At 37.6% G+C, this 23,532-nt stretch carries 23 protein-coding genes; 10 read left to right on the forward strand and 13 right to left on the reverse strand.

Features of this window, described 5'->3' with window-relative positions:
* Window positions 1-17 precede the first annotated feature (17 nt).
* The gene (efp, locus tag INQ00_RS01280) at window positions 18-584 is read left to right on the forward strand and encodes an elongation factor P (protein ID WP_197545942.1); all 567 of its coding nucleotides are present in this window, start codon (window positions 18-20) and stop codon (window positions 582-584) included.
* Window positions 585-706: 122 nt separating this feature from the next.
* Here the strand turns inward: efp and INQ00_RS01285 are convergent, their stop codons facing one another.
* The 8 genes from INQ00_RS01285 to rdgB all read right to left on the reverse strand — a co-directional run bounded on the left by INQ00_RS01285 (window position 707) and on the right by rdgB (window position 7,970).
* On the reverse strand, window positions 707-1,210 hold the full coding sequence (locus INQ00_RS01285) for a surface-adhesin E family protein (RefSeq protein WP_197547063.1): 504 nt from the start codon (window positions 1,208-1,210) through the stop codon (window positions 707-709).
* 54 nt (window positions 1,211-1,264) lie between these two features.
* Complete coding sequence (gene pflA / locus INQ00_RS01290; RefSeq protein WP_197547064.1) at window positions 1,265-2,005, reverse strand: pyruvate formate lyase 1-activating protein; 741 nt, start codon at window positions 2,003-2,005, stop codon at window positions 1,265-1,267.
* Between the two features lie 13 nt (window positions 2,006-2,018).
* Window positions 2,019-2,417 carry a hypothetical protein gene (locus INQ00_RS01295; RefSeq protein WP_197547065.1) on the reverse strand — a complete coding sequence of 133 codons (399 nt, stop codon included), beginning with the start codon at window positions 2,415-2,417 and terminating at the stop codon, window positions 2,019-2,021.
* 665 nt (window positions 2,418-3,082) lie between these two features.
* Window positions 3,083-5,395 (reverse strand): formate C-acetyltransferase, encoded by a 2,313-nt coding sequence (gene pflB, locus INQ00_RS01300; RefSeq protein WP_065244605.1) that lies wholly within the window; start codon window positions 5,393-5,395, stop codon window positions 3,083-3,085.
* Window positions 5,396-5,450: 55 nt separating this feature from the next.
* Complete coding sequence (gene focA / locus INQ00_RS01305) at window positions 5,451-6,305, reverse strand: formate transporter FocA (RefSeq protein ID WP_049372705.1); 855 nt, start codon at window positions 6,303-6,305, stop codon at window positions 5,451-5,453.
* 214 nt (window positions 6,306-6,519) lie between these two features.
* Window positions 6,520-6,870, reverse strand: a complete 351-nt coding sequence (locus INQ00_RS01310) for a helix-hairpin-helix domain-containing protein (RefSeq protein ID WP_049364011.1) — start codon at window positions 6,868-6,870, stop codon at window positions 6,520-6,522.
* A gap of 144 nt (window positions 6,871-7,014) precedes the next feature.
* Window positions 7,015-7,332 carry a heavy metal-binding domain-containing protein gene (locus tag INQ00_RS01315; RefSeq protein WP_049374698.1) on the reverse strand — a complete coding sequence of 106 codons (318 nt, stop codon included), beginning with the start codon at window positions 7,330-7,332 and terminating at the stop codon, window positions 7,015-7,017.
* 38 nt (window positions 7,333-7,370) lie between these two features.
* Window positions 7,371-7,970: an RdgB/HAM1 family non-canonical purine NTP pyrophosphatase gene (rdgB, locus tag INQ00_RS01320; protein ID WP_197547066.1), complete on the reverse strand. Its 600-nt coding sequence runs from the start codon at window positions 7,968-7,970 to the stop codon at window positions 7,371-7,373.
* Between the two features lie 131 nt (window positions 7,971-8,101).
* Between rdgB and copM the strand changes: the two genes are divergently transcribed.
* Window positions 8,102-8,473, forward strand: a complete 372-nt coding sequence (gene copM, locus INQ00_RS01325) for a CopM family metallochaperone (protein ID WP_049357924.1) — start codon at window positions 8,102-8,104, stop codon at window positions 8,471-8,473.
* Between the two features lie 48 nt (window positions 8,474-8,521).
* Here copM and ispH read toward each other — a convergent pair whose 3' ends face one another.
* From ispH to glmU, 3 genes are all read right to left on the reverse strand, one after another.
* Window positions 8,522-9,466, reverse strand: coding sequence for a 4-hydroxy-3-methylbut-2-enyl diphosphate reductase (gene ispH / locus INQ00_RS01330; RefSeq protein WP_049372702.1), 945 nt, complete (start codon window positions 9,464-9,466; stop codon window positions 8,522-8,524).
* The gene (gene lspA / locus INQ00_RS01335; protein ID WP_049367275.1) at window positions 9,463-9,954 is read right to left on the reverse strand and encodes a signal peptidase II; all 492 of its coding nucleotides are present in this window, start codon (window positions 9,952-9,954) and stop codon (window positions 9,463-9,465) included. Before lspA ends, ispH begins: the two co-directional genes overlap by 4 nt.
* Window positions 9,955-10,070: 116 nt before the next feature.
* The gene (gene glmU, locus INQ00_RS01340; protein ID WP_126469722.1) at window positions 10,071-11,441 is read right to left on the reverse strand and encodes a bifunctional UDP-N-acetylglucosamine diphosphorylase/glucosamine-1-phosphate N-acetyltransferase GlmU; all 1,371 of its coding nucleotides are present in this window, start codon (window positions 11,439-11,441) and stop codon (window positions 10,071-10,073) included.
* A 258-nt stretch (window positions 11,442-11,699) separates the two neighbouring features.
* Here glmU and pyrG point away from each other — a divergent pair, with 258 nt between their 5' ends.
* Window positions 11,700-13,337 carry a glutamine hydrolyzing CTP synthase gene (gene pyrG, locus INQ00_RS01345; protein ID WP_197547067.1) on the forward strand — a complete coding sequence of 546 codons (1,638 nt, stop codon included), beginning with the start codon at window positions 11,700-11,702 and terminating at the stop codon, window positions 13,335-13,337.
* 93 nt (window positions 13,338-13,430) lie between these two features.
* On the opposite strand, the gene INQ00_RS01350 is transcribed toward pyrG, so the two are convergent.
* Window positions 13,431-14,384 (reverse strand): hypothetical protein, encoded by a 954-nt coding sequence (locus INQ00_RS01350; RefSeq protein ID WP_197547068.1) that lies wholly within the window; start codon window positions 14,382-14,384, stop codon window positions 13,431-13,433.
* Between the two features lie 260 nt (window positions 14,385-14,644).
* On the opposite strand from INQ00_RS01350, the gene INQ00_RS01355 reads away from it, so the two are divergent.
* From INQ00_RS01355 to INQ00_RS01365, 3 genes are all read left to right on the forward strand, one after another.
* The gene (locus INQ00_RS01355) at window positions 14,645-15,484 is read left to right on the forward strand and encodes a hypothetical protein (RefSeq protein WP_010128365.1); all 840 of its coding nucleotides are present in this window, start codon (window positions 14,645-14,647) and stop codon (window positions 15,482-15,484) included.
* Between the two features lie 26 nt (window positions 15,485-15,510).
* Entirely contained in the window at window positions 15,511-17,073 is a 1,563-nt protein-coding gene (locus tag INQ00_RS01360) for a DUF6630 family protein (protein WP_232086610.1), read from the forward strand.
* Between the two features lie 226 nt (window positions 17,074-17,299).
* Window positions 17,300-18,235: a glycosyltransferase family 2 protein gene (locus INQ00_RS01365; protein ID WP_197547069.1), complete on the forward strand. Its 936-nt coding sequence runs from the start codon at window positions 17,300-17,302 to the stop codon at window positions 18,233-18,235.
* Window positions 18,236-18,308: 73 nt separating this feature from the next.
* Here INQ00_RS01365 and INQ00_RS01370 read toward each other — a convergent pair whose 3' ends face one another.
* Entirely contained in the window at window positions 18,309-20,081 is a 1,773-nt protein-coding gene (locus tag INQ00_RS01370) for a DUF4153 domain-containing protein (protein WP_197547070.1), read from the reverse strand.
* Window positions 20,082-20,367: 286 nt separating this feature from the next.
* Here INQ00_RS01370 and eno point away from each other — a divergent pair, with 286 nt between their 5' ends.
* The 4 genes from eno (at window position 20,368) to INQ00_RS01390 (ending at window position 23,532) form a co-directional block, all read left to right on the forward strand.
* Window positions 20,368-21,678, forward strand: a complete 1,311-nt coding sequence (eno, locus tag INQ00_RS01375; protein WP_054420251.1) for a phosphopyruvate hydratase — start codon at window positions 20,368-20,370, stop codon at window positions 21,676-21,678.
* A 71-nt stretch (window positions 21,679-21,749) separates the two neighbouring features.
* Window positions 21,750-22,388 (forward strand): NUDIX hydrolase N-terminal domain-containing protein, encoded by a 639-nt coding sequence (locus INQ00_RS01380; RefSeq protein ID WP_046950595.1) that lies wholly within the window; start codon window positions 21,750-21,752, stop codon window positions 22,386-22,388.
* 8 nt (window positions 22,389-22,396) lie between these two features.
* Window positions 22,397-22,816 carry a DUF2251 domain-containing protein gene (locus tag INQ00_RS01385; protein ID WP_197547071.1) on the forward strand — a complete coding sequence of 140 codons (420 nt, stop codon included), beginning with the start codon at window positions 22,397-22,399 and terminating at the stop codon, window positions 22,814-22,816.
* 8 nt (window positions 22,817-22,824) lie between these two features.
* Window positions 22,825-23,532, forward strand: a complete 708-nt coding sequence (locus tag INQ00_RS01390; protein WP_197547072.1) for an HAD-IA family hydrolase — start codon at window positions 22,825-22,827, stop codon at window positions 23,530-23,532.

Consider the following 23,532-nt stretch of genomic DNA (forward strand, 5'->3'; position numbering starts at 1 on the left):
TTTAGGATATTTTTAATATGGCTACATATACTACCAGTGATTTCAAACCAGGTCTAAAATTTATGCAAGACGGTGAGCCTTGTGTGATCGTTGAAAACGAATTCGTTAAACCAGGTAAAGGCCAAGCTTTTACTCGTACTCGTATTCGTAAATTAATTTCAGGCAAAGTATTAGACGTAAACTTCAAATCTGGTACTTCGGTTGAAGCTGCTGATGTTATGGATCTTAACCTGACTTATTCATACAAAGATGATGCATTCTGGTACTTCATGCACCCAGAAACATTCGAACAATACTCTGCTGATGCAAAAGCAGTAGGTGATGCAGAAAAATGGTTATTAGACCAAGCAGATTGTATCGTGACTTTATGGAATGGTGCGCCAATCAGCGTTACTCCACCAAACTTCGTAGAATTAGAAATCATCGATACAGACCCAGGTCTTAAAGGTGATACTGCAGGTACAGGTGGTAAACCAGCAACATTAAGCACTGGCGCTGTGGTGAAAGTCCCTCTTTTCGTTCAAATCGGCGAAGTGATTAAAGTCGATACTCGTTCAGGCGAATACGTTTCTCGTGTGAAATAATCTTTCATTGTGAGATAAAAAGAGCGGTCAATATTTAATGAATATTGGCCGTTTTTTATTGTCTGATAATGACTTTTTATAGAGATAAAAAATGCGGTTATTTCTAACCGCACTTTGATTGATTATTTCGCTTTTGAGCCTTCTAACTCTAGGGAAGGTTTTCTATCTGAGTTCACACAAATGATTTGTGCGGCTGCATAGAGCGTTGTATTAGGTTTTAAGCTGATTGTGTATTTATCTTGTTTTTTCGGTGCAGCACGCAAACCTTCACCCCAGAAATCATCATAAAAATCGGTACGAACTTGGGTTAAATGGTAGTTCTTACAGTTTAAGATTTTATATTGGCGAACAGAACGTGCATAACGTCTAGTTTCGTTTGGATACACATATAAGCCTTTATCCAAATTCACTACCGCATCAAAATGCACTTGGTTTAAATCTTGGTTATCCACCCAAATAGAATCAGCATCAATGTAGTAATTTTTATCTTTTACCAATCGAACATAACCCACTCTATCTTTCGAAGGTGGGCTTAGTTTCACCTCTTCTTGAGGAAGTGGCGGTTGAACAGCTGAACAGCCTGCTAAAAGGGCTACACCTAAAAACGTTAATGCCAATTTTTTCATTTTTCTCTCCTTAAAGCTTACTGAAGCTTGCTGTTTACCGTTTAACACGATCACTTAGTATTTTACGGTATGTCCGTATCCCTCTAAGATATTTTTGATATGCTCAAGCGACTCTTTTGTCGGAGGCAATACATCTGCGAGCTCATATTCAAAGCCAAGGGTTTTCCATTTATGAGCGCCTAATCGATGATAAGGGAGAAGTTCGACTTTTTCAATATTGGTCATACCTTCAATAAACTGTCCGAGCAGATGAACATCATGATCGTTATCGGTATAACCTGGAACTACTACATAACGAATCCAGGTTCGCTGATTACGTTTTTGCAGATATTTTGCAAATTCCAGCGTACGTTTGTTTGGCACGCCAATCAGATTTTGGTGCACTTGATCGTTCAGCTCTTTCAAATCAAGCAACACAAGATCGGTTACATCAAGCAATTCATCAATAATATGATCATAATGACGTACAAAGCCATTGGTGTCTAAACAGGTATTAATGCCTTCTGCTTTACAAGCTCGGAACCAATCTCGCACAAATTCTGCTTGGAGAACAGCCTCACCACCAGATGCCGTCACGCCACCACCAGTCGCATTCATAAAATGGCGATAACTCACCACTTCTTTCATAAGCTCTTCAACACTAATTTCGCGACCACCTTCAAGATCCCAAGTATCACGGTTGTGGCAATATTTGCAACGCATTAAACAGCCTTGCATAAATAAAATAAAGCGAATCCCCGGGCCATCCACGGTGCCACAAGATTCAAAAGAATGAATTCTTCCTAAAATTGACATTATATCTCCAATACTATTTGCAGGATTCATTAATAAACACATCATCATCTACAATATAAATGGATGCTAAATTTTCATCAATAAACGATAATAAAGCTTTTTCTTTACCCCCGTAAACATTTAATAAATATCTACATCTAGCTGGTATCTCATTATATGAAGTAACTAATAAAAGTTCCTTAATTTCCTTATCTCCATCCTTACCAGAAAGGATAAACTCTACACCATTCTTAAAAAGAAAAAATAGAGATATATTAATAAATATAAGCATTAAAAATACAAAAATCCTAATACGTCCAAACAAACTAACTTTTAAGGTATGTTTTTCATGACTACCCTTCGAAAAACCTGTCAAAATAAATATTGATAAATTCCTAAAATTAAATTCCGATAAACCATTTAAGTTAGACATATAAGAAAAAAAAAAAAAAAAAATAAAACTAAAACATTAAAACAACAACAAATGCAAACACAAATAACTAATAAAGGTATAGGAAATAAAACACCTTCAAAATACGGAAAATAACTAGAAGAATATCCTACAATATCAATCACAGTTCCATTTATAGCAGAGCCTATAAAATACTTAACTATAGGGAAAAAAATAAAAGATAATAAAAAAATAATTAATTTATTTAACAATGGAATATTTATATTACTTCTACCATAAATATTACTCATACTTACTCGAAAATCTTGAAAGACAAAAAAAGATGACAAGAATAATAATATAGCAGGATCCAATATATCTAGAAATTCATCTCGCACATTTCGTTCATTAGGAATAAGTAATAATGAACCAATAAAAGTAAGACGAAATTTACAACCATACCAGAATAGAATAAATGATAGTATTAGTAAAGAAAAACATAAAGATGGATTGTCCTTAAAGGTACGTTGTAATTTAGAAAATTTATTGTGCATCGTGATAATACATCCTCAAAGTAAGAACAAGTAAAAAAAGTAAAAATATAGCTAGATTTTACCAAAAATATCATTTATAAAAAATGAGCCTGACTTAAATCAGGCTCATAATTTTTATGTTCCCGCTAAAGTGCGGTTAAATTTTATCGTGTTTTAGAACGATTCTGTGAATGTACGAGTGACGACGTCTTGTTGTTGCTCTTTAGTTAAAGAGTTGAAACGTACTGCGTAACCAGATACACGAATGGTTAATTGCGGATATTTATCCGGATTTTCCATTGCATCTAATAACATTTCACGGTTTAACACGTTTACGTTTAAGTGTTGACCGCCCTCTACTGTTGCTTCATGGTGGAAGTAACCATCCATTAAGCCAGCAAGGTTGCGACGTTGTGCTTCTGCATCTTTACCTAACGCATTTGGTACGATTGAGAAGGTGTACGAAATACCATCTTTCGCGTAAGCAAATGGAAGTTTAGCAACAGAAGTTAATGACGCTACCGCACCTTTTTGGTCACGACCGTGCATTGGGTTAGCACCTGGTCCAAATGGCGCACCTGAGCGACGACCATCTGGGGTGTTACCTGTTTTCTTACCATAAACTACGTTAGAAGTAATGGTTAATACAGATTGTGTAGGCACAGCGTTGCGGTAAGTTTTAAGTTTTTGAATTTTCTTCATGAAACGTTCAACTAAGTCACAAGCGATGTCATCAACACGGTTGTCGTTGTTACCATATTGTGGATATTCACCTTCGATTTCGAAGTCGATTGCTACGTTGCTTGCTACAACATTGCCATCTTTATCTTTGATGTCGCCACGAACAGGCTTAACTTTCGCATATTTAATTGCTGAAAGTGAGTCTGCTGCAACAGAAAGACCTGCGATACCACAAGCCATAGTACGGTATACATCACGATCATGTAACGCCATTAATGCAGCTTCATATGAATATTTATCGTGCATATAGTGGATGATGTTTAAGGCAGTCACATATTGTTTTGCCAACCAATCCATAAAGCTGTCCATACGAGTCATTACTGTGTCGAAATCTAACACTTCATCAGTAATTGGTGCAGTTTTCGGACCTACTTGCATACCTAATTTTTCATCGATACCGCCGTTGATTGCGTATAACAATGTTTTCGCTAAGTTTGCACGAGCACCGAAGAATTGCATTTGTTTACCAACAACCATTGGTGATACACAACATGCGATTGCGTAGTCATCATTGTTGAAGTCTGGACGCATTAAATCATCGTTTTCGTATTGAACTGATGAGGTATCAATCGATACTTTCGCACAGAAACGTTTGAAGTTTTCAGGTAATTGTTCAGACCAAAGAATTGTTAAGTTTGGTTCTGGAGAAGTACCCATGTTGTAAAGGGTGTGTAAAATACGGAATGTATTTTTGGTTACTAATGTACGGCCGTCTAAACCCATACCTGCGATGGTTTCAGTTGCCCACATTGGGTCACCAGAGAATAATTGATCGTATTCAGGTGTACGTAAGAAACGAACCATACGAAGTTTCATGACTAAGTGGTCAACTAATTCTTGCGCTTCAGTTTCAGTAATTTTACCCGCTTTTAAATCACGTTCGATATAGATATCGATGAAGGTTGCAGTACGACCGAATGACATCGCTGCACCGTTTTGTGATTTGATTGCAGCTAAGTAAGCAAAGTACATCCATTGAATTGCTTCTTTAGCGTTAGTTGCTGGGTTAGAAATATCGTAACCGTAGCTTGCTGCCATTTGTTTCATTTGGCCTAATGCACGGTGTTGTTCTGCGATTTCTTCACGTAAACGGATAGTTGCTTCAAGATTTACGCCATCTTCTAAGTCTTTTTGTAAAGAAGAGAACTGTGCGTATTTATCTTTCATTAAGAAGTCTACACCGTAAAGTGCTACACGACGGTAGTCACCGATAATACGGCCACGACCGTAAGCATCAGGAAGACCAGTTAATACACCTGATTTACGGCAACGTAAAATATCCGGCGTATAAACATCGAATACACCTTGGTTATGTGTTTTACGGTATTCAGTGAAGATTTTTTTCACTTCAGGATTTAATTCACGACCGTAAACTTTACATGAACCTTCCACCATTTTAATACCACCAAATGGCATAATGGCACGTTTTAATGGAGCATCAGTTTGAAGACCTACGATTTTCTCCAAGTCTTTATTGATGTAGCCTGGAGCGTGAGAAATAATCGTTGAAGGCGTATGTTCGTCAAAGTCTAATGGCGCGTGAGTGCGGTTTTCAACTTTGATCCCTTCCATTACGGTTTCCCAAAGTTTTGTTGTCGCTTCGGTTGGACCAGCTAAGAAAGAATCATCACCTTCATACGGGGTGTAGTTCTTCTGAATAAAATCACGCACGTTGACGTTTTCTTGCCAATCACCGGCAACGAATCCTGCCCACGCAACTTTTTGTGCTTCATTAAGTTCTGACATAGTCATTTCCTTTTTTAATTGATAAAAAATAAGTCTTGTTTAGTTCGTTAGTACATTAGTGAGCTTTGGTTAAATAACGTTGGAATAAGCCGATACAAACCGCACCACCCACAATGTTTCCTAACGTTACTGGAATCAAATTCTTCACAATGAAATGATAGAGATCTAAATCTGCATATTTCATTGGATCCACACCAATTTGTTGCCAAAATTCTGGCGTACTCGAATGAGCTGTGATAATGCCTAGTGGAATCATAAACATATTTGCCACACAGTGTTCAAAACCAGATGCGACGAATAAACCAATCGGCATGATCATAATAAATGCTTTGTCTGTAACAGTTTTACCGGAATAAGACATCCATACCGCTACACACACCATAATGTTACATAAAATACCAAGGTTAAATGCTTCAAACCAAGTATGATGAATCTTATGTTGCGCGGTTGCCAAAATGGTTAAACCCCATTGACCATTTGCTGCCATGGTTTGTCCCCCAAACCAAATCACTGCAGCAATAAATAAACCGCCCACAAAGTTGCCCAAATATACCACAATCCAATTTCGGATCATTTGAGTTGTGGTTATTTTTCCGCCTACACGGGCAACTAAGGTTAAAGTAGAAGAGGTGAATAATTCAGATCCTAAAATCACCACCATAATTACGCCTAAAGAGAAGACTAATCCACCAACTAACTTGGTTAATCCCCAAGGCGCTCCTGCGCTTGCTGTTTGTGTCGTCGTATAGAATACAAAGGCTAAAGCAATACAAGCCCCAGCACTAATACCAGACAGAAATGATAAAAATGGGCGTTTTTGCGCTTTATACGCAGCGACGCTTTCAGCATAATCCGTTGCTTCAACTGGTGTGAGAGCAACAGAAGATTGATTTAAATTTTCTGATGCCATATCTAACTCCAAATAGTTGGTTTATTATTTCTTATACTACAACATAGGTATTCCTATACCCATTTGGTATTCTACTCTCTTATAAAACCATTGCAAGAAATCCCCGACTTATTCCAAAAAAATTTGATATTTTGCAAGTTTTGGTAAATTTTATCTTCAAATACAAAAAAAGCGAGATATCACTATCCCGCTTTTTATGTATAAATAACGCAAATTAAAACGCGATACGATCGCGGTTTTTCTCTAACGTTGCTTTACCAATGCCTTGTACTTCAAGCAATTGTTCTGCCATAGTGAAATTACCGTGCTTTTCACGATACTGCACAATGGCTTCCGCCTTTTTCGCACCAATACCAATTAGTGCTTTTTGAATTTCTGATGCACTGGCGGTATTGATATTTAATTTATCACTCACTGCTTGTTGTGTAGTTTGTGATGCGGTTTGTTGCTGAACTTGCGCTTGAGGTTGAGCCTGTTCAGCCACCTTTTCTTCTGCAAACACTTGCGAGCTCAACATTGTGGTCGCAACAAATAATGAACTAAATAAATGTTTCATCAATTTCATAAAAATGCCCTTTATTAACAAAAAGTACCGTTGATTCATATCAACAGCGACATTTTTAAGAAACACCAAAAACACGCAAGAAATTGACCGCACTTTTGCGATCCTGATCGCAAAAATCACATTTAAGTAAATGAAAAAACGACCTTAGCGCACCACCACTGCCGTGCCACTTGCAATCACCATAAACATGCTTTTCGTACCTACCGTTGTGTAGTTAACTTCTACACCAACAATGGCATTAGCACCTAAGGCATGTGCTTTTTCTTCCAGTTCTTTCAACGCATCTTGACGCGCACGACTAATACGGCGCTCATAAACACTAGAACGCCCACCAATCACATCTGTGATGCCAGCAAAGAAATCACGCATGAAATTTGCACCCGCAATCACTTCGCCAAAGACGACTTGTTTGTATTCTACGATTTGTTTTCCTTCAACATTAGGGGTTGTTGTCACAATCATTTTGTATCCTTAAATTCTCGTTAAAAATTAACCGCACTTTAGACGCTTAATTTTGATTTTAAAACGGCCAATGCCTTCGCACGATGAGAGATTTTCTTTTTCTCTACGGTTTCTAATTCTGCAAAAGTACAGCCTTTTTCTGGGCTAAAAAAGAGTGAATCATAACCAAAGCCATTTTCACCTTTCTCTTCATAAATAATCTTACCATCACATTCACCTTGAGCAATGATTGGAGAAGGATCACTTGGGTGTTGTAATAACACAATCGTACTCACAAATTTTGCTTGGCGACGTTCAGATGGAACATCGGATAATTCTGCCAGTAATTTTTCACGATTTTTCGCATCAGCTTCCTCACCATCTACACCCGCATAGCGTGCAGAATATAATCCAGGTGCACCATTTAACGCATCCACCACGAGACCAGAATCATCCGCTATTGCCGGTAAACCTGATTTTTCAGCTGCATAGCGTGCTTTAAGGATCGCATTTTCGACAAACGTTAAGCCAGTTTCCTCTGGACTTTCAATGCCTAAATCGGTCTGAGCAATGACTTCAAAACCGAAATCGGCTAATACGTCTGCCATTTCTTTTACTTTGCCTTTATTGCCCGTGGCAAGCACAATTTTTTGTTTCATGATTCTGTCCCTCATATCAAACATTGTCTTATTTTAGCATCTCACCAAAAATTTTCGGAATAAATATTGACCTTAACCTTAGGTCAAAGTTTATGATTGGTGCTCATTCAGTTATCACATAGGAGAAAAACATGAAAAAACTTATGACTTTTATCACACTTAGCGCTGCTGCAGTTTCAATTTATGCCCAAGCTAATGAACAACCGCATCAAGCACACATGAATATGCCAATGTCGACAGATTCTGCAATGCAACAAGAATTAATGCAAGGTATGAGTCAAATGCATCAAGACATGATGGCAGCTGCGCAATATAAAGATCCTGATGTTGCTTTTGCAGCAGGTATGTTGCCACACCATATTGGCGCAGTAAAAATGGCGGAAGTTGAATTAAAATACGGAAAAGATCCTGAGATGCGTAAGCTTGCTGAGAATATTATTAACGCACAACAAGCGGAAATTGAACAAATGCAAAAATGGCTTAAAGTGCATAATAAAAAATAAAATAATACAAAAAAAGTGCGGTAAATTAACCGCACTTTTTTAATAGAATTAGTTTACTTCTTTTATTCGTAACTCTTTTGGCACTTCAAAGAACATATTTTCTTCTAAGCCTTGAAGCTCTTCGATGCTATCCGCACCAAATTCTTTTAATCGAGCAATTACGGATTGCACCAACTCTTCCGGTGCTGAAGCCCCTGCTGTCACACCAATTGTTTCAACGCCTTCAAACCAATCTGCTGCCACATCATTTGGATCATCAATCAATTTTGATTTCACGCCCATACGCGATGCCAACTCAGCTAAGCGGTTAGAATTCGATGAGTTTTTAGAGCCTACAACCACGACTAGATCACATTGTTTTGCTAATTCACGCACTGCTTCTTGACGGTTGGTTGTGGCATAGCAAATATCGTTTTTATGTGGGCCTTGAATAGCAGGATATTTGTCTTTCAATGCACTGATAGTTTCCGCCGTATCATCAAGAGAAAGTGTGGTTTGCGTCATAAAGGTTAAATCATCATTTTCTTGAACCGGCAAACGAGCAATATCTTCCACGCTTTCAATTAAGAAAATACCACCTTCCTCATTGTTGTACTGCCCCATTGTGCCTTCCACTTCGGGATGGCCTTTGTGTCCGATCAAAATCGCTTTCGTCCCTTTACGGCTCGCACGAGCCACTTGCATATGTACCTTAGTTACCAACGGACAAGTTGCATCAAATACTTTTAACTGGCGATCTTTTGCTTCTTGACGAACAGCTTGTGACACGCCATGGGCGGAGAAAATCACAATGGCGCCATCTGGCACTTCACTTAATTCTTCTACAAAAATCGCCCCACGCTCACGCAAACCATTCACCACAAAACGATTATGCACCACTTCATGACGCACATAAATTGGTGCACCATGAATTTCAAGCGCTAATTCAACAATGCTAATGGCTCGATCGACACCTGCACAAAATCCGCGAGGGTTAGCTAAAATTATCTTCATTTTTGACCGCTCTTTTTATCACCTTTAAAGGCATCTAATGCTAATAAACCCGCACCAATACAAATCGCAATATCTGCCACATTGAATACCGGATAATGATAAATATCCCAATAAAAATCTAAGAAATCCACCACAAAACCGTTATACGCACGGTCCACCATATTGGCTAATGCGCCACCGATAATCAGTGCATAAGCTGAGTTTTGTAATTTTTGTTCTGCTGAATTCTTTTTCATAAAGTAAGCCAGCATTAAAGAAATCCCAATCGCAAGCACGATAAAGAAATATTTCTGCCAGCCATCATGTTCAGCAAGGAAGCTAAACGCTGCACCGTAGTTACGCACATAGGTTAAATTAAAAACGGGTAATAGGTTCACGCTTTCATAGAGATCAAAGCGTTGCACCACAATATATTTGGTTAATAAATCGAGGATAAATGCGACCGCACTTATCCAAAGGAATGAAAGTCCTGTTTTATTTTTTGTCATAGGAAATTATCTGTCTTTATAAATGGACGATGATTTTAGCAACTCGAACAACCTTTATAAAGTAAAAGGCATCAAATTATAAAAGGCGAACACATTGGTTCGCCTTGCAATGTTAATTACTTTTTCTTCACCGGTCTTTGCCAACCTTGAATATGACGTTGTGGCACACGAGTAATCACCAGCTCATCTTTCTCAATATTTTGAGTGATCGTTGAACCAGCCCCAATGGTTGCGCCATCTGCGACGGTAACAGGCGCGACTAACTGCGTATCCGATCCAACAAATACATTGTTACCAATGATTGTTTTAAATTTATTTGCACCGTCATAGTTACAAGTAATGACACCTGCACCAATGTTACAGTTCTCTCCGATTTCGGTATCACCCACATAAGTGAGATGATTTACTTTAGAACCTTTACCTACTGTAGATTTTTTAATTTCCACGAAGTTACCCACATGGGTTTCAGCGGCTAATTCAGCACCTGGACGTAAACGAGAGAATGGACCAATCGCCGCTTTTGCACCAATTGTGGCATCTTCTAAAACAGAATAAGGCTTGATCTCAACATCGTCACCAATAGTCACATTTTTCAATACACAGCCAGCGCCAATTTTTACTCGATCACCTAAACGTACATTGCCTTCCACAATCACGTTCACATCAATTTCAACATCTTTACCGTGTTCTAATGTACCACGTAAATCAAAACGCTCTGGGTCAATTAACATCACGCCTGCAAGTAAAAGTTTTTCTGCTTGTTTACGTTGATAAAAACGCTCTAATGCAGCAAGTTGTAAACGGTTATTGGCACCTTCTACTTCCATAAATTCAGAGGCTTGAACGGCAGTAACCTGACAACCATCCTGGTTGGCTAAACCAATCACATCCGTTAAATAAAACTCGCCTTGTGCATTGTTATTTTTCACACGAGAAAGCCAGTTTTTGAAATGCGCACCATCAGCCACTAACACGCCAGTATTTACTTCTTGGATTTTTAATTGCTCTGCGTTGGCATCTTTTTGTTCTACGATCGCCACCACATTGCCATTTTCACGAATAATACGACCATAACCCGTTGGGTTATCTAAATTCACCGTGAGCAATGCAATCCCATTTTCCGGTTTCGCTGCAATGAGTTTTTCCAATGTTTCTTTGGTCACCAATGGTGCATCACCATATAAAATCACAATATTTTCATCATCTTTGAAGAATGGTGCAGCTTGTTGAACCGCATGGGCAGTACCTAATTGTTCTGCTTGAACGACCCAGTTCACACTTTCATTTGCCAAACGCTCACGCATTAATTCGCCACCGTGACCATAAATCAAATGCACGTTTTCCGCACCTAATTGATTTGCCGTATCGATCACATGTTTTACCATCGGTTTTCCTGCCACTTTATGCAAGACTTTTGGTAAATCAGAATACATACGAGTGCCTTTACCGGCTGCTAAAATCACCACGCTTAATGCTTTATTTGTCATAAATTTTTCTCTTCTTTATAAAAAATTTGGGCGTATTCTATCGTAGAATGGAGAATATGATAAGCCATTTAATTTTCATACATTCCTGACAAGACAAGATTGTATAAAAATCTCAAATCCTGTAAACTATCCTCCCGTCTTGATAGCTAATCATCTTTTTCTTTTATTTTTGACCGCACTTTTCAGCATTCTGCACAAATTTGCATAAAAGATGATTGGCTATAATCATTTTTATCCCAACATTTTAGGTCTCTCACTATGGCTACAAATTATATTTTCGTCACAGGCGGTGTGGTTTCATCGTTAGGTAAAGGTATTGCTGCAGCATCATTGGCAGCAATTTTAGAAGCACGTGGCTTAAACGTGACTATTATGAAATTAGACCCTTACATCAACGTGGACCCGGGTACAATGAGCCCAACCCAACACGGCGAAGTATTCGTGACCCAAGACGGGGCGGAAACCGATTTAGACTTAGGTCACTACGAGCGTTTTATTCGTACCAAAATGACAAAACGCAACAACTTCACCACCGGTAAAATTTATTCTGAAGTATTACGCAAAGAGCGCCGTGGTGATTATTTAGGTGCGACAATTCAAGTTATCCCACACATCACCAATGAAATCAAAGATCGCGTGATTGCCGGTGCACAAGGCCATGATGTGGTTATCGTGGAAGTAGGCGGAACCGTGGGTGATATTGAATCACTTCCATTCTTAGAAGCACTTCGTCAACTTGCCGTACAAGTCGGTCGTGAGAATACTATCTTTATGCACTTAACGTTAGTGCCATACATCCCGACTGCGGGCGAAGTAAAAACCAAACCAACTCAACATTCTGTAAAAGAATTACTTTCAATTGGTATTCAGCCAGATGTGCTTATCTGCCGCTCAGATCGCATGATTCCACCAAACGAGCGTGCAAAAATCGCCTTATTCTGTAACGTACCAGAACGTGCCGTCATCTCATTAAAAGATGTGAATTCAATCTATCAAATTCCAGCGTTATTGAAATCACAAGGTTTGGATGAATTCATCTGCCAACGTTTCCATTTAGACTGTCCAGAAGCGGACCTTTCAGAATGGGAACAAGTGCTTTATCAAGAAGCAAACCCAGTGGGCGATGTGACCATCGGTATGGTAGGTAAATATACTGAATTACCAGACGCTTATAAATCAGTGAATGAAGCCTTAAAACACGCAGGTTTGAAAAACCGTTTAAGCGTGCATATCAAATACATTGATTCTCAAGATGTTGAAACCAAAGGCACTGATGTATTAAAAGGTGTCGATGGTATTTTAGTACCGGGCGGCTTTGGCTATCGTGGTGTAGAAGGCAAAATTTTGACCGCAAAATATGCGCGTGAAAACAATATTCCTTACCTTGGTATTTGTTTAGGGATGCAAATTGCATTAATCGAATATGCGCGTAATGTTGCTGGTCTTGAAAAAGCTAACTCATCTGAATTTGATCGTCACTGTGAGCAACCTGTTGTGGGTTTAATTACAGAATGGCAAGATGCGGAAGGACACATTGAAACCCGTGATGATAATTCAGATCTGGGTGGTACGATGCGTTTAGGTGCGCAACAATGTCATTTAATTGAAGGCTCAAAAGCGCGTGCATTATATGGCAAAGAAACTATCGAAGAGCGTCACCGTCACCGTTATGAAGTGAACAATAACCTGCTTCCACAAATTGAAAAAGCGGGCCTTAAAGTAACTGGTTTATCTGCAGATCGTAAATTAGTGGAAATCATCGAAGTACCAAACCACCCATGGTTTGTGGCATGTCAATTCCACCCAGAATTTACATCAACACCACGTGATGGTCACCCATTATTTGAAGGCTTTGTCAAAGCAGCTAGAGAAAATCAGTTAAAAACTGAAAAGTAATTTACTGATAATTCAATAAACAAGTGCGGTCAAAAATCCTTGTGTTTTTGACCGCATTTTGTATTTTTAAGCATTTTAATTTGATTGATTCGATTACCGTTTCACCAAACGATAAGGCAAGATCTGCATTTTACATTTATCAGAAATATCACCTGAATCGAAATCATCAATAAAATGCCAATGTGCGGTATCTTTTGTTAAATCAGTGAGATAAATTCGAGTGTTATCTACTTTATAACGACACTCACCAATAACAAAATTCCTTTCACTACTTGCTTCATCCATATAATCACCGTGAACAACTTGGATAAGTTTCGCATGATTGGTTAAATCAGTGTAATACCACCAAATATCAAATTTATCTTTATCATTAGCTAACTGAACTTGCAAACTCGGCTCTATAAAGTTCGTATTATAACTATGAGCTTGCTTTATTTGTGAGCTTATTAACTCATTATCTTTCCAAAGGTAATCATAATTGAGCTGGCGATTTTCATAAAATGCAACTTTACTCTTTAAACGAATCGTCGGTAGAATAACTTCACCTTCAGGTATTTCACAACTGGCTAAGGTAAAATCAGAATAAGGCATCGAAGGCCCCTTACCTTTTATTCGTACAAAAACAAAACTTCCTCTACTCAAACAAGACTGTCCATTAATAGAAATCGTTTCCGGCATGCCTAAGTCAGTATCATGTTGTTTACCCAATCTAACCAAATCATTGATTCTAACTACATTACTATTTAATGAAAGTTTATTTAAACGAAAATCGCCCCACTTAAAATACGTATTATCGAGCGTAATAACATAATCTGGCGCATCTTCTCCGGTTGTTGCAAAAACAAATGCATTCGGAGATAAATCATCAATCCCTGCTAAATACGGTTTATCTTGTAACTGAACGCCTCTAAGCCCCCAATCTTGTGGAGCTGAAGAGAACAAAACATAAAATACAAAATAACTCAAAATAAATAATAACGTGACAATTCCAAACAATATACCAATTGTCCACAAAAATATTTCTAATGGTGTCTTTAAACGCTGCATATTTCCTAATATCTCTCTTAATCAATATATTTGTGTATTATGCTTTTCTTATCAATACAGAAAAATACTACTTTCCGGAATACTTTCATTATTTTCTTACCCTATAAAAAAAGCAAATTTATTTAACTACACTTCAAAAAACATTTGAATTAATATAACATTTTAGCCAACTATTTATATAACTTAAACAAGCAGTTATTTTTCAGCGTTTTTTACAAAACATTTATTAAATCCGACCGCTTGTGATAAAAGGAACGACTATGCATAAATTTTTACTTACTGCCCTTCTCGCCAGCCTTTCTACCTCTGCTTTCGCACTTTTCCCTGTGCAAACTGATTGGCAAGCGAATCACTTACAAGGCAAAGTGAAATCTGTTATTTCACATTCGGAAGATAATCCTGAAGCGGCAGAAGGAGAGGTGGTCACGAACGATGTTCGTCAATTTTATAACGAACAAGGTTTCTTAATTAAAACTGAAGATGTTACTGGCGAGTCTGAACATTTCGATAAAACGACGGCGAATTATCGATATGATCAAAACAATCGATTAGAAGAAATTCGTTACGATATCTATAAAGAGACTCATGGAAGACTCTACCGCTATCAAGAAAACAGCGATGGTTCGGGTATCATTTTAGAAATCACCTATGTAGGCAAAAAGCCGAAAAAGCCGAACTTCCAAGAAGATTACATCAAAAGAGTTTATGACAAAGATGGCAAACTCATCTCTGAAGCTGTTTATTATGCAAAACTTATTGACGGCCATGCGAAAAAATTCCATTACAAGGACGATAAACTCATCAAAGCTTGTGACTTTGATGACAATGGAAAAGAAAGTAATTGCGAAACTTATCGTTATCTCGAAAATGGCGACTTTGTACATAACACGTCTTTTAATGAGGGACGAGCAGATTTTACTTATGACAAAAATCACAATGAATTAAAACGCCAAATTTTTGACAAACACGGAAAATTGGAAGAAACCCTCACAACGCGTCATAAATTTGATCAACACGGTAATGTGATTGAAAGCATTATGTATGATGAAAAAGGTATATGGTTAGATAAAACCACAAAGAAATATGAATATTACGAGTAATCTCTTTTAAACTGAGCATTTTTATTATGTTTTTTAAATCTAAACAACACGCTGATAAATTAGACCAAACATTAACAACCAAACTGGACAAAATCTTTCAATATTTTAAGGCGAAAGAAGAGCCATCTGAGAGGTTGTTTGCCCGAAATCACAAAGTTGCGCCAATGGCAATCGCAACCTATTGGCATTATGGTAAAGCCAATTTAGATGAATCTGAATTGCTAGAAAATACGGGGTTATCTGATTTATACCAACCTCTAGAATTGCTTCTGACAAAAACAATGAAACTGCCTTGTATTACGCGCATAGAATTTGAGGAGGAAAATTGGGGTCAATTATTTCTTTCTATTGATTTTAAATTAAACCCAACAGATAGCTCACTTTTTAGAGTTTTTATTTTTCCCGATCAGGATAGCTTCGTTTTCGCCGAAACGGATCAAGCGAACAACCTTTTTCAGAGTATGATACAGGCAAAGCCATTTAATCAACATAGTCCACATTATGAGAAATTTTTATCTTCAGTTGATGCGGTTTTAAACGCTATTGAAAAGCCTGAAGATTTTGCATTATTAGACCAAAAACTCGCCAAAATTGAGCATTATCTTAAAAATCAACCTGATGGCGATTTACTTGTCAAAAACAATGTCTTTGAAACAGATATTTACGCCTATCAATTTTACTATTCTGATAATTGGGACGATTACTCAAAAGAAAAATTTAATGAATTAGATTTTAGCGGCGACATGTATGATTTACAAAGCCAATTCTGTAACCCAATGGGATTCGTACCTGCTTCTCGAGAAGAATTTTTTAATGGTTCTGGCTATTCTTTTTTAAATATTGGGTTTGGCATAAAACCGCATAAGGAATATGAACATATTATTAAAGAAATTGAATTTGAATTTCCGCAAAGAATTGAGTTATTTGCTGGGCAACCTATTAGTGATGCTGCATATTCGTTACAACATACTGATAAGCTTTTTATTTCTAATTTAATGGCAGCGATTTATTATGCCAAACCGCTTGATGAACAACATTACAAGTTTGCTTTGTTAAAACAAGCCGTTGATTTGATTTGCGATAGCATTGACAGACGTGAAACTGAAATCAATCAAGATGCCTTATTTGATGAGTTACTTATGTTGCTTGAAACGAAAAAATACATCAAAGCAAAATACATTAAGCAAGTTAAAAGCCTCTATAAATGGCTAAATAAAGATCTTGAAAAATGTCGAGAGAAAATGATCGCATTTGGTGATATATATGAGGACGAAGATTTAGATGAAGAATACGCTAAATTGGAGCTTATCAGAAGTTATCTACATTGCTACCAAGATGACTGGAAAATTGATTATGACTCACTCAATCACTTTCTTTCTGAGTCTCTTGAACAAACTTTCGAAATCACTTTCGAAGAGGCAAAGCATGAGTTTGCACGTATTAAGGCTAAAGTAGAAGCAAAAAGTGATTATACTTTGCTTTATGTTGATACGGGTTCCGATAATTTCTATTGCTTAGTTTGTCCAAAATCAGCAGCACCTCGCATAATAGAAATTGCAGATATATTAAATTTACCTATCAACCATTAAATTTCAGATAGGAAAACGTCCTAGCAGCAATAAAGAGCGGTCAGTTTTTGTTGCATTTTTGCAAAATATCTCAGTGATTGAATAGCGGAATTTGTAATGTGAGTGAAAAGTAATTAAAACCCCGATCTATAAAAATATTTTAGATAACTAACACAGTTAAACTTCTGACTATCGCTGCGGTCGTAATTTAAATAGAATACGCTTTTATCTACACGGAAATGAAAAAATGAAACTTGCTGTTATTTTACCCGCATATAATGCAGAAAATTTTATTGCTGAATGTTTAGATTCATTATTGAATCAGACATTTAGTGATTTTTGTATTCTTGCGGTTAATGATGCTTCTACCGATAACACAGGCAAGATTCTCGAAACTTATGCAGAAAAAGATGCTCGCTTACGTGTTTACCATTTACCTCAAAACCAAGGTGAACCTGCTGTAATGCAATTTGCCATGGATATGCTTAACTATATGAATGTTGAATATGTTGCTCGGATGGATGCTGATGATATTTGTGTTCCACACCGTTTTGAAAAACAAGTTCAATATTTAGACGAGCATTCCGAAATTGATATTTTAGGAAGTAATGCACTGCTCTTTAATGATGGGCAAACTGATAAAGCGACTAAAGTGAGTACACTTCCTCTTTTAGATAAAGATATAAAAGCACATTTTTCTTTAGCTCGAGACAATATCATTAATCCCTCTTCAATGTGGCGACATTCTAGTATCAAGGCGCTCGGGATCAATTATGCACAAACAGCCACTGCACCCGATTTTCATATGTGGGTACAATGCGCATTACACAAAAAGACATTTGCGAATTTACCAGAACCCTTGTTGCTTTATCGGATACATCAAGCCCAAGCGAGTAAAATACATGACAAAATTAGCGAGTCTGTTCAATACTCTATGGAGCTATGGATAAGTCATTTATTTCCAGAATTAACACCTAAAGAAGTCAGCCTATTAAGTCTTATACTGCACGGCAAAACCATTAAATTACGCACTGAAGAGTTTGAAATCGCCTTTTCGGCTTATGACAAAGTTCGTTCCAATAATGGAGATTCGAGATTCGGAGAAGATCGAGAGATAATGTTTAGTATTTTAGACAGACATACGCAAGCTTTAAAAAATGTATTCTATAAACACATATCTTAATATTTAAAGCGGTCATTTTTAGCTAATTTTTACAAAAAACGCTGTGAAACATCACAGCGTTTTATATTTACGATTACTTATCAAAAATAGCTTTCGTATATATTCGACTATAGTAATAACCACTTTCTGGTCTAAATCCCATATAAAGCTCATTCAAATAAATCGTAAAGCTTGGTCTATCAATTTTTAATAAATCTTGGCTAAGCGATTTAAGCTCAGCGTTAGAGATTTTTTTCATCGGGTCTAGCTGATGTTCTTTGAATACTTTATGAATATGTTCATCCATATTCGTACAATATCTGTCATGATCTTCAATAAAGCAAACCTCTGGCTTCTCTTCGGGCTTATCCGCTTTTCCATCAGATTTCATATAAGTCTGAACCTCTGTACGATCAAATCCAGGCATCGGTACACGAATCCATTTTTTATACGGCGTGACATCAATTGACTCCCATAGAAATGCTACTTTTGTACCTTGGTCGCTAATTGCTTGGCCATCGATGCGGATCTCATCACGATAAATATCGACTTTCAAAAGTTCTTTCGATTTTTCACCATATTGCTTCTGAAATACCTCTCGTCTTTCTTGATAAGCATCTTCTACAGAAGAGTCTAGCTCTATACTGTAAAGCAAATAGTCTGATACACTGTCTAATTCTTTCCAATCCTTAAGCTCGCTTTTTGGCATATTTTCTAAACGTTCGACAAAATCTACATCATCACGAATTTTGCCTGAATCATCTGATAAATTAAGCTTTTTCAATAACTGTTCAAAACGTGCAGTTTGGCTTTGGTAAGCAATTTCTTGTGGTTTCACCACCCAAGTCATGGCAAAAATTGCCAATATTACAACTGCAGAGATTAAACGATATTGACGAATTTTCGGCACAGTTAGAATCGCATAAGCAATCGTAATCGCCGTAGCTAAGGCTACTAAATAAATTCGTGGTTCAGTCCAAGCATACGCACTAATACGGCGATCAATCGCCAGCCATAGCAACACGATTGACACAATAGCAAGATATGGATAGAACTTAAAGAAAGTTTCCCAGCGGGCTTTAGCACAAATAGAACGTAATGCATATACGCCTAAACCACCAAGCAGGTAAGGCAAGGTAATATTAGCCAGCATGCCTTTTGGTAATACGCCTTCAAAAATAATTTGAACAACATAAGCATAAAGCAACACAGTGAAAATCATCAATGCGGGTGCTAATACGAAATTAACTAAAATTTCAAAAATGCGATTTAACGTCATTTCCGATTTAGCTTGGCGCTGTTGGAATACTAAGAAAAACAGTGGCTGAGTAAAAATGCCTAAAGAAGTATAAAAATGACTGTAGAAACTATCAGAAAACTCGACATTAAAGAGCGTTGTAATCGTAAATAAAATAGCCGCTACTAATCCAAATACCAATAACCATACCGCCGTTGCTAAGCCAAGATGGAATAGATTGATAAAATTACGGTAGGTAAACCCTTGATTATTTTTTTCAAATGGAAACCCTAATAACACCAGTAACGCAATAAAATTTGCGCCCCAGAATTTTGGGCTCGATAGATAAAACTCTGCGCTATCATTAGTCATGCCAATGATAGCCAGCGCTACCAATGGCACAATCCATGAAAAACGATACCAAGAATAAGGGCGAGAGAGATAAACAAAGATAAACAGCATTGGCTCAAATACCCAATAAGCCAAATGATCATTTCCTTGATGAGGCTCTAATTCCATAAACCAAATTCCAATTGCAAATGCACTAATTAGAAAAATTTCAATCGGATGTGCAGACACTGCATTTTTTATCTGCGCTTTAGTCTTTTCGAAAAATGTTGAAACAGACATAATCATTCCTTTTTTTATTCTATAAAGCCTTAATTAACACTTAATAATTCATACTAAAACAGTATGGAATTTACTGACACTTTAACGAACTTTTGTGGATAAATCCACTAAAATTAAATAGATATTGGATAAAAAGAGATAAAATCTCACCGCACTTGAGTGAAAAATAAGATACAGATCAAAGTGCGGTTATTTTTCCAAGACAAATTTCTAAATTTGCTTTATTATATCCCCGTTTTAGGTTCGCCTAACTAATTTTAATTAACTTTAAACAGAGGAAAACAAAATGGCAAAAATCGTTAAAGTCATTGGTCGTGAAATCATCGACTCTCGTGGTAACCCAACTGTAGAAGCTGAAGTTCATCTTGAAGGTGGTTTCGTTGGTTTAGCAGCTGCTCCATCAGGTGCATCTACCGGTTCTCGTGAAGCATTAGAATTACGTGACGGCGACAAATCTCGTTTCTTAGGTAAAGGTGTATTAAAAGCGGTTGCTGCAGTAAACGGTCCTATCGCTGATGCATTAGTAGGTAAAGAAGCGTCTAACCAAGCTGAAATCGACCAAATCATGATCGATTTAGACGGTACTGAAAACAAATCTAACTTCGGTGCAAACGCAATCTTAGCGGTATCTTTAGCAAACGCAAAAGCCGCTGCAGCGTCTAAAGGTTTACCACTTTACGCTTACATTGCAGAACTTAACGGCACGCCAGGCGTTTACTCTATGCCATTACCAATGATGAACATCATCAACGGTGGTGAGCACGCAGATAACAACGTTGATATCCAAGAATTCATGATTCAACCAGTTGGTGCGAAAACGTTACGTGAAGCACTTCGTATCGGTGCTGAAGTATTCCACAACCTTGCGAAAGTATTAAAATCTAAAGGCATGAGCACTGCTGTAGGTGATGAAGGTGGTTTCGCACCTAACCTAGCATCTAACGCTGACGCTTTAGCATGTATCAAAGAAGCAGTTGAAAAAGCAGGTTATGTATTAGGTAAAGACGTCACTTTAGCAATGGACTGTGCATCTTCTGAGTTCTACAACAAAGAAACTGGTAAATACGAAATGAAAGGCGAAGGCCGTTCATTCACTTCTCAAGAGTTCACACACTATCTTGAAGAATTAACTAAACAATACCCAATCGTGTCTATCGAAGATGGTCAAGATGAATCTGACTGGGAAGGTTTTGCATACCAAACTAAAGTGTTAGGCGACCGCGTTCAATTAGTGGGCGACGACTTATTCGTCACTAACACCAAAATCTTAAAAGAAGGTATCGAAAAAGGTATCGCAAACTCTATCTTAATCAAATTCAACCAAATCGGTTCTTTAACTGAAACTTTAGCAGCAATCAAAATGGCTAAAGATGCAGGTTACACCGCTGTAATCTCTCACCGTTCAGGTGAAACCGAAGATGCGACTATCGCTGATTTAGCGGTTGGTACAGCAGCAGGTCAAATCAAAACTGGTTCGATGAGCCGTTCTGACCGTATTGCGAAATACAACCAATTAATCCGTATCGAAGAAGCATTAGAACGTGCTGGCACACCAGCTCCGTTCTTAGGTTTAAAAGCGGTTAAAGGTCAAGCGTAATTCACGCTGAATTTACTGTAAAATCTCACCGCACTTTGCACAAAAGTGCGGTGTTTTTTTAGGGAGTTTTTATGAATACTCAATCTAATTCATTACTTACTGAACCTTGGTTATCTTGGGCGATTGAAATTCAAAGTATTGCACAAAGTGGCTTGGCTTATTGTAAAAATATTTATGATATAGAACGCTATGAGCGTCTTCGAGATTTAGCAGCTGAAATGATTAGCCATAAAATGGCAATACCAAAAGAAACGGTTAAAAATCTTTTTTGTAATGAGGATGGCTACCAAACTCCCAAAATAGATACTCGGGCAGCGATTTTTCAAGACGATAAAATTTTGTTAGTGCTAGAAAATGATGGACTTTGGTCATTGCCTGGGGGATGGGTTGATGTATTGGAGACACTTCATAGTAATACAGTAAAAGAGGTGTATGAGGAAGCAGGGCTTGATGTGAAGCCAACTTTTATTATTGCAATCCACGACCAGCATAAGCATAACTATCCACCTTTGGCTCATCGTGTACAGAAGGCTTTTATTATGTGTGAAAGATTGTCAGGTGAATTTAAGAAGAACAGTGAAACGTTGGAGTCTGCTTATTTTTCCTTGGATAAACTTCCACCAATGAATGATGCAAAAAATACGAAAGCTCAAGTAGAGCTTTGTTTTCAAGCATATAATAGTTGCCATTGGATTACACAATTTGATTAGGAAAGATTATGTTACATTTAACTTTAGAGGATGAACTCTTTTTAGGAACGCCAAAGCAAGTAGGAACACATTCTACGGTATTTGAGCATTTTGCTGTAATGTTTGAAGATGACGGTGAAACAGGTTATTTTTATGCGCTTGATATGCGTCAAAATGCTCAACCGATAGTTGATATGTTGCACGTGTATAACGTTGATTCAACCTCTAATCATCATGAGGCTCGCAAACTTGAAATTTGTTGGGATGAGAGTGGTTATTTAGCCTTATTGCTCATTAACGGCTATCCGCATGCCGTATTTGATTTTGCTCATTTGATCGGCTATAACACTAACAAACATCCTCAGCCTGACTTAATGAGCATGTGGACACACGAAGAAATCACCAATGAACGTGCGACCGCATGGCTTGGTGTGAATACCATTAAATAGGATTAACTATGCGATTTTACCGCGGTCTTCAGCCTTTCAAGATCATGAGTTTTGATCTTGATGACACCCTTTACGATAACAGTCATGTCATTCGTTTAGCCGAAGAACGCTTTCTTCAATGTGTACAAGAATACGCACAACTGAGCGAGCTTACCTCAGAATATTGGCGAGAATGGAAATGGCAACTGGCGGAGAAAGATCCCTTGATTGCTGAAGATGTGATTGCCTGGCGTGTCGAAACGTTACGCAACTTACTGACGCATCATGGTAAAAGTGCGGTTGAAATTGACCGCACTTTGGCCCTTGCCATGGAAGAATTTATTGAATGGCGACATAAAATTGATGTACCCGCAGAAAGTATTGAAGTGCTGAATCAACTGAAAGATCGCTACCCGCTTAGCGTGATTACCAATGGTAATGTGATTGCAACACGCATTGGGTTTGAACACTTTCAGCTGAGTTTACGTGGTGGAGAGCAAGGCAGAGCGAAACCTCATCAAGATTTATTCCACCAAACCGCCGATCATTTTGGCGTAAAACCGAATGAAATTTTACATATTGGTGATAACTTAACCACGGATGTTCAAGGCGCCATTCAAGCTGGCTGCCAAGCTGTATGGATTAATTTATCGGGCAAAGATCTCAATTCATTTACTGAAGCAAGTGTTTTGCCTACATTAGAAATCAATCATTTAACTGAATTATTAACACTTTAA

It is taken from the genome of Haemophilus parainfluenzae (genome assembly GCF_014931275.1).
In the GTDB taxonomy this organism is placed as follows: Bacteria; Pseudomonadota; Gammaproteobacteria; order Enterobacterales; family Pasteurellaceae; genus Haemophilus_D.

Bases quoted from the DNA above. Each gene is read 5' to 3' on its own strand.
- efp (WP_197545942.1), top strand. From the start codon at position 18: ATGGCTACATATACTACCAGTGATTTCAAACCAGGTCTAAAATTTATG.
- INQ00_RS01285 (WP_197547063.1), bottom strand. From the start codon at position 1,210: ATGAAAAAATTGGCATTAACGTTTTTAGGTGTAGCCCTTTTAGCAGGC.
- pflA (WP_197547064.1), bottom strand. From the start codon at position 2,005: ATGTCAATTTTAGGAAGAATTCATTCTTTTGAATCTTGTGGCACCGTG.
- INQ00_RS01295 (WP_197547065.1), bottom strand. From the start codon at position 2,417: ATGTCTAACTTAAATGGTTTATCGGAATTTAATTTTAGGAATTTATCA.
- pflB (WP_065244605.1), bottom strand. From the start codon at position 5,395: ATGTCAGAACTTAATGAAGCACAAAAAGTTGCGTGGGCAGGATTCGTT.
- focA (WP_049372705.1), bottom strand. From the start codon at position 6,305: ATGGCATCAGAAAATTTAAATCAATCTTCTGTTGCTCTCACACCAGTT.
- INQ00_RS01310 (WP_049364011.1), bottom strand. From the start codon at position 6,870: ATGAAATTGATGAAACATTTATTTAGTTCATTATTTGTTGCGACCACA.
- INQ00_RS01315 (WP_049374698.1), bottom strand. From the start codon at position 7,332: ATGATTGTGACAACAACCCCTAATGTTGAAGGAAAACAAATCGTAGAA.
- rdgB (WP_197547066.1), bottom strand. From the start codon at position 7,970: ATGAAACAAAAAATTGTGCTTGCCACGGGCAATAAAGGCAAAGTAAAA.
- copM (WP_049357924.1), top strand. From the start codon at position 8,102: ATGAAAAAACTTATGACTTTTATCACACTTAGCGCTGCTGCAGTTTCA.
- ispH (WP_049372702.1), bottom strand. From the start codon at position 9,466: ATGAAGATAATTTTAGCTAACCCTCGCGGATTTTGTGCAGGTGTCGAT.
- lspA (WP_049367275.1), bottom strand. From the start codon at position 9,954: ATGACAAAAAATAAAACAGGACTTTCATTCCTTTGGATAAGTGCGGTC.
- glmU (WP_126469722.1), bottom strand. From the start codon at position 11,441: ATGACAAATAAAGCATTAAGCGTGGTGATTTTAGCAGCCGGTAAAGGC.
- pyrG (WP_197547067.1), top strand. From the start codon at position 11,700: ATGGCTACAAATTATATTTTCGTCACAGGCGGTGTGGTTTCATCGTTA.
- INQ00_RS01350 (WP_197547068.1), bottom strand. From the start codon at position 14,384: ATGCAGCGTTTAAAGACACCATTAGAAATATTTTTGTGGACAATTGGT.
- INQ00_RS01355 (WP_010128365.1), top strand. From the start codon at position 14,645: ATGCATAAATTTTTACTTACTGCCCTTCTCGCCAGCCTTTCTACCTCT.
- INQ00_RS01360 (WP_232086610.1), top strand. From the start codon at position 15,511: ATGTTTTTTAAATCTAAACAACACGCTGATAAATTAGACCAAACATTA.
- INQ00_RS01365 (WP_197547069.1), top strand. From the start codon at position 17,300: ATGAAACTTGCTGTTATTTTACCCGCATATAATGCAGAAAATTTTATT.
- INQ00_RS01370 (WP_197547070.1), bottom strand. From the start codon at position 20,081: ATGTCTGTTTCAACATTTTTCGAAAAGACTAAAGCGCAGATAAAAAAT.
- eno (WP_054420251.1), top strand. From the start codon at position 20,368: ATGGCAAAAATCGTTAAAGTCATTGGTCGTGAAATCATCGACTCTCGT.
- INQ00_RS01380 (WP_046950595.1), top strand. From the start codon at position 21,750: ATGAATACTCAATCTAATTCATTACTTACTGAACCTTGGTTATCTTGG.
- INQ00_RS01385 (WP_197547071.1), top strand. From the start codon at position 22,397: ATGTTACATTTAACTTTAGAGGATGAACTCTTTTTAGGAACGCCAAAG.
- INQ00_RS01390 (WP_197547072.1), top strand. From the start codon at position 22,825: ATGCGATTTTACCGCGGTCTTCAGCCTTTCAAGATCATGAGTTTTGAT.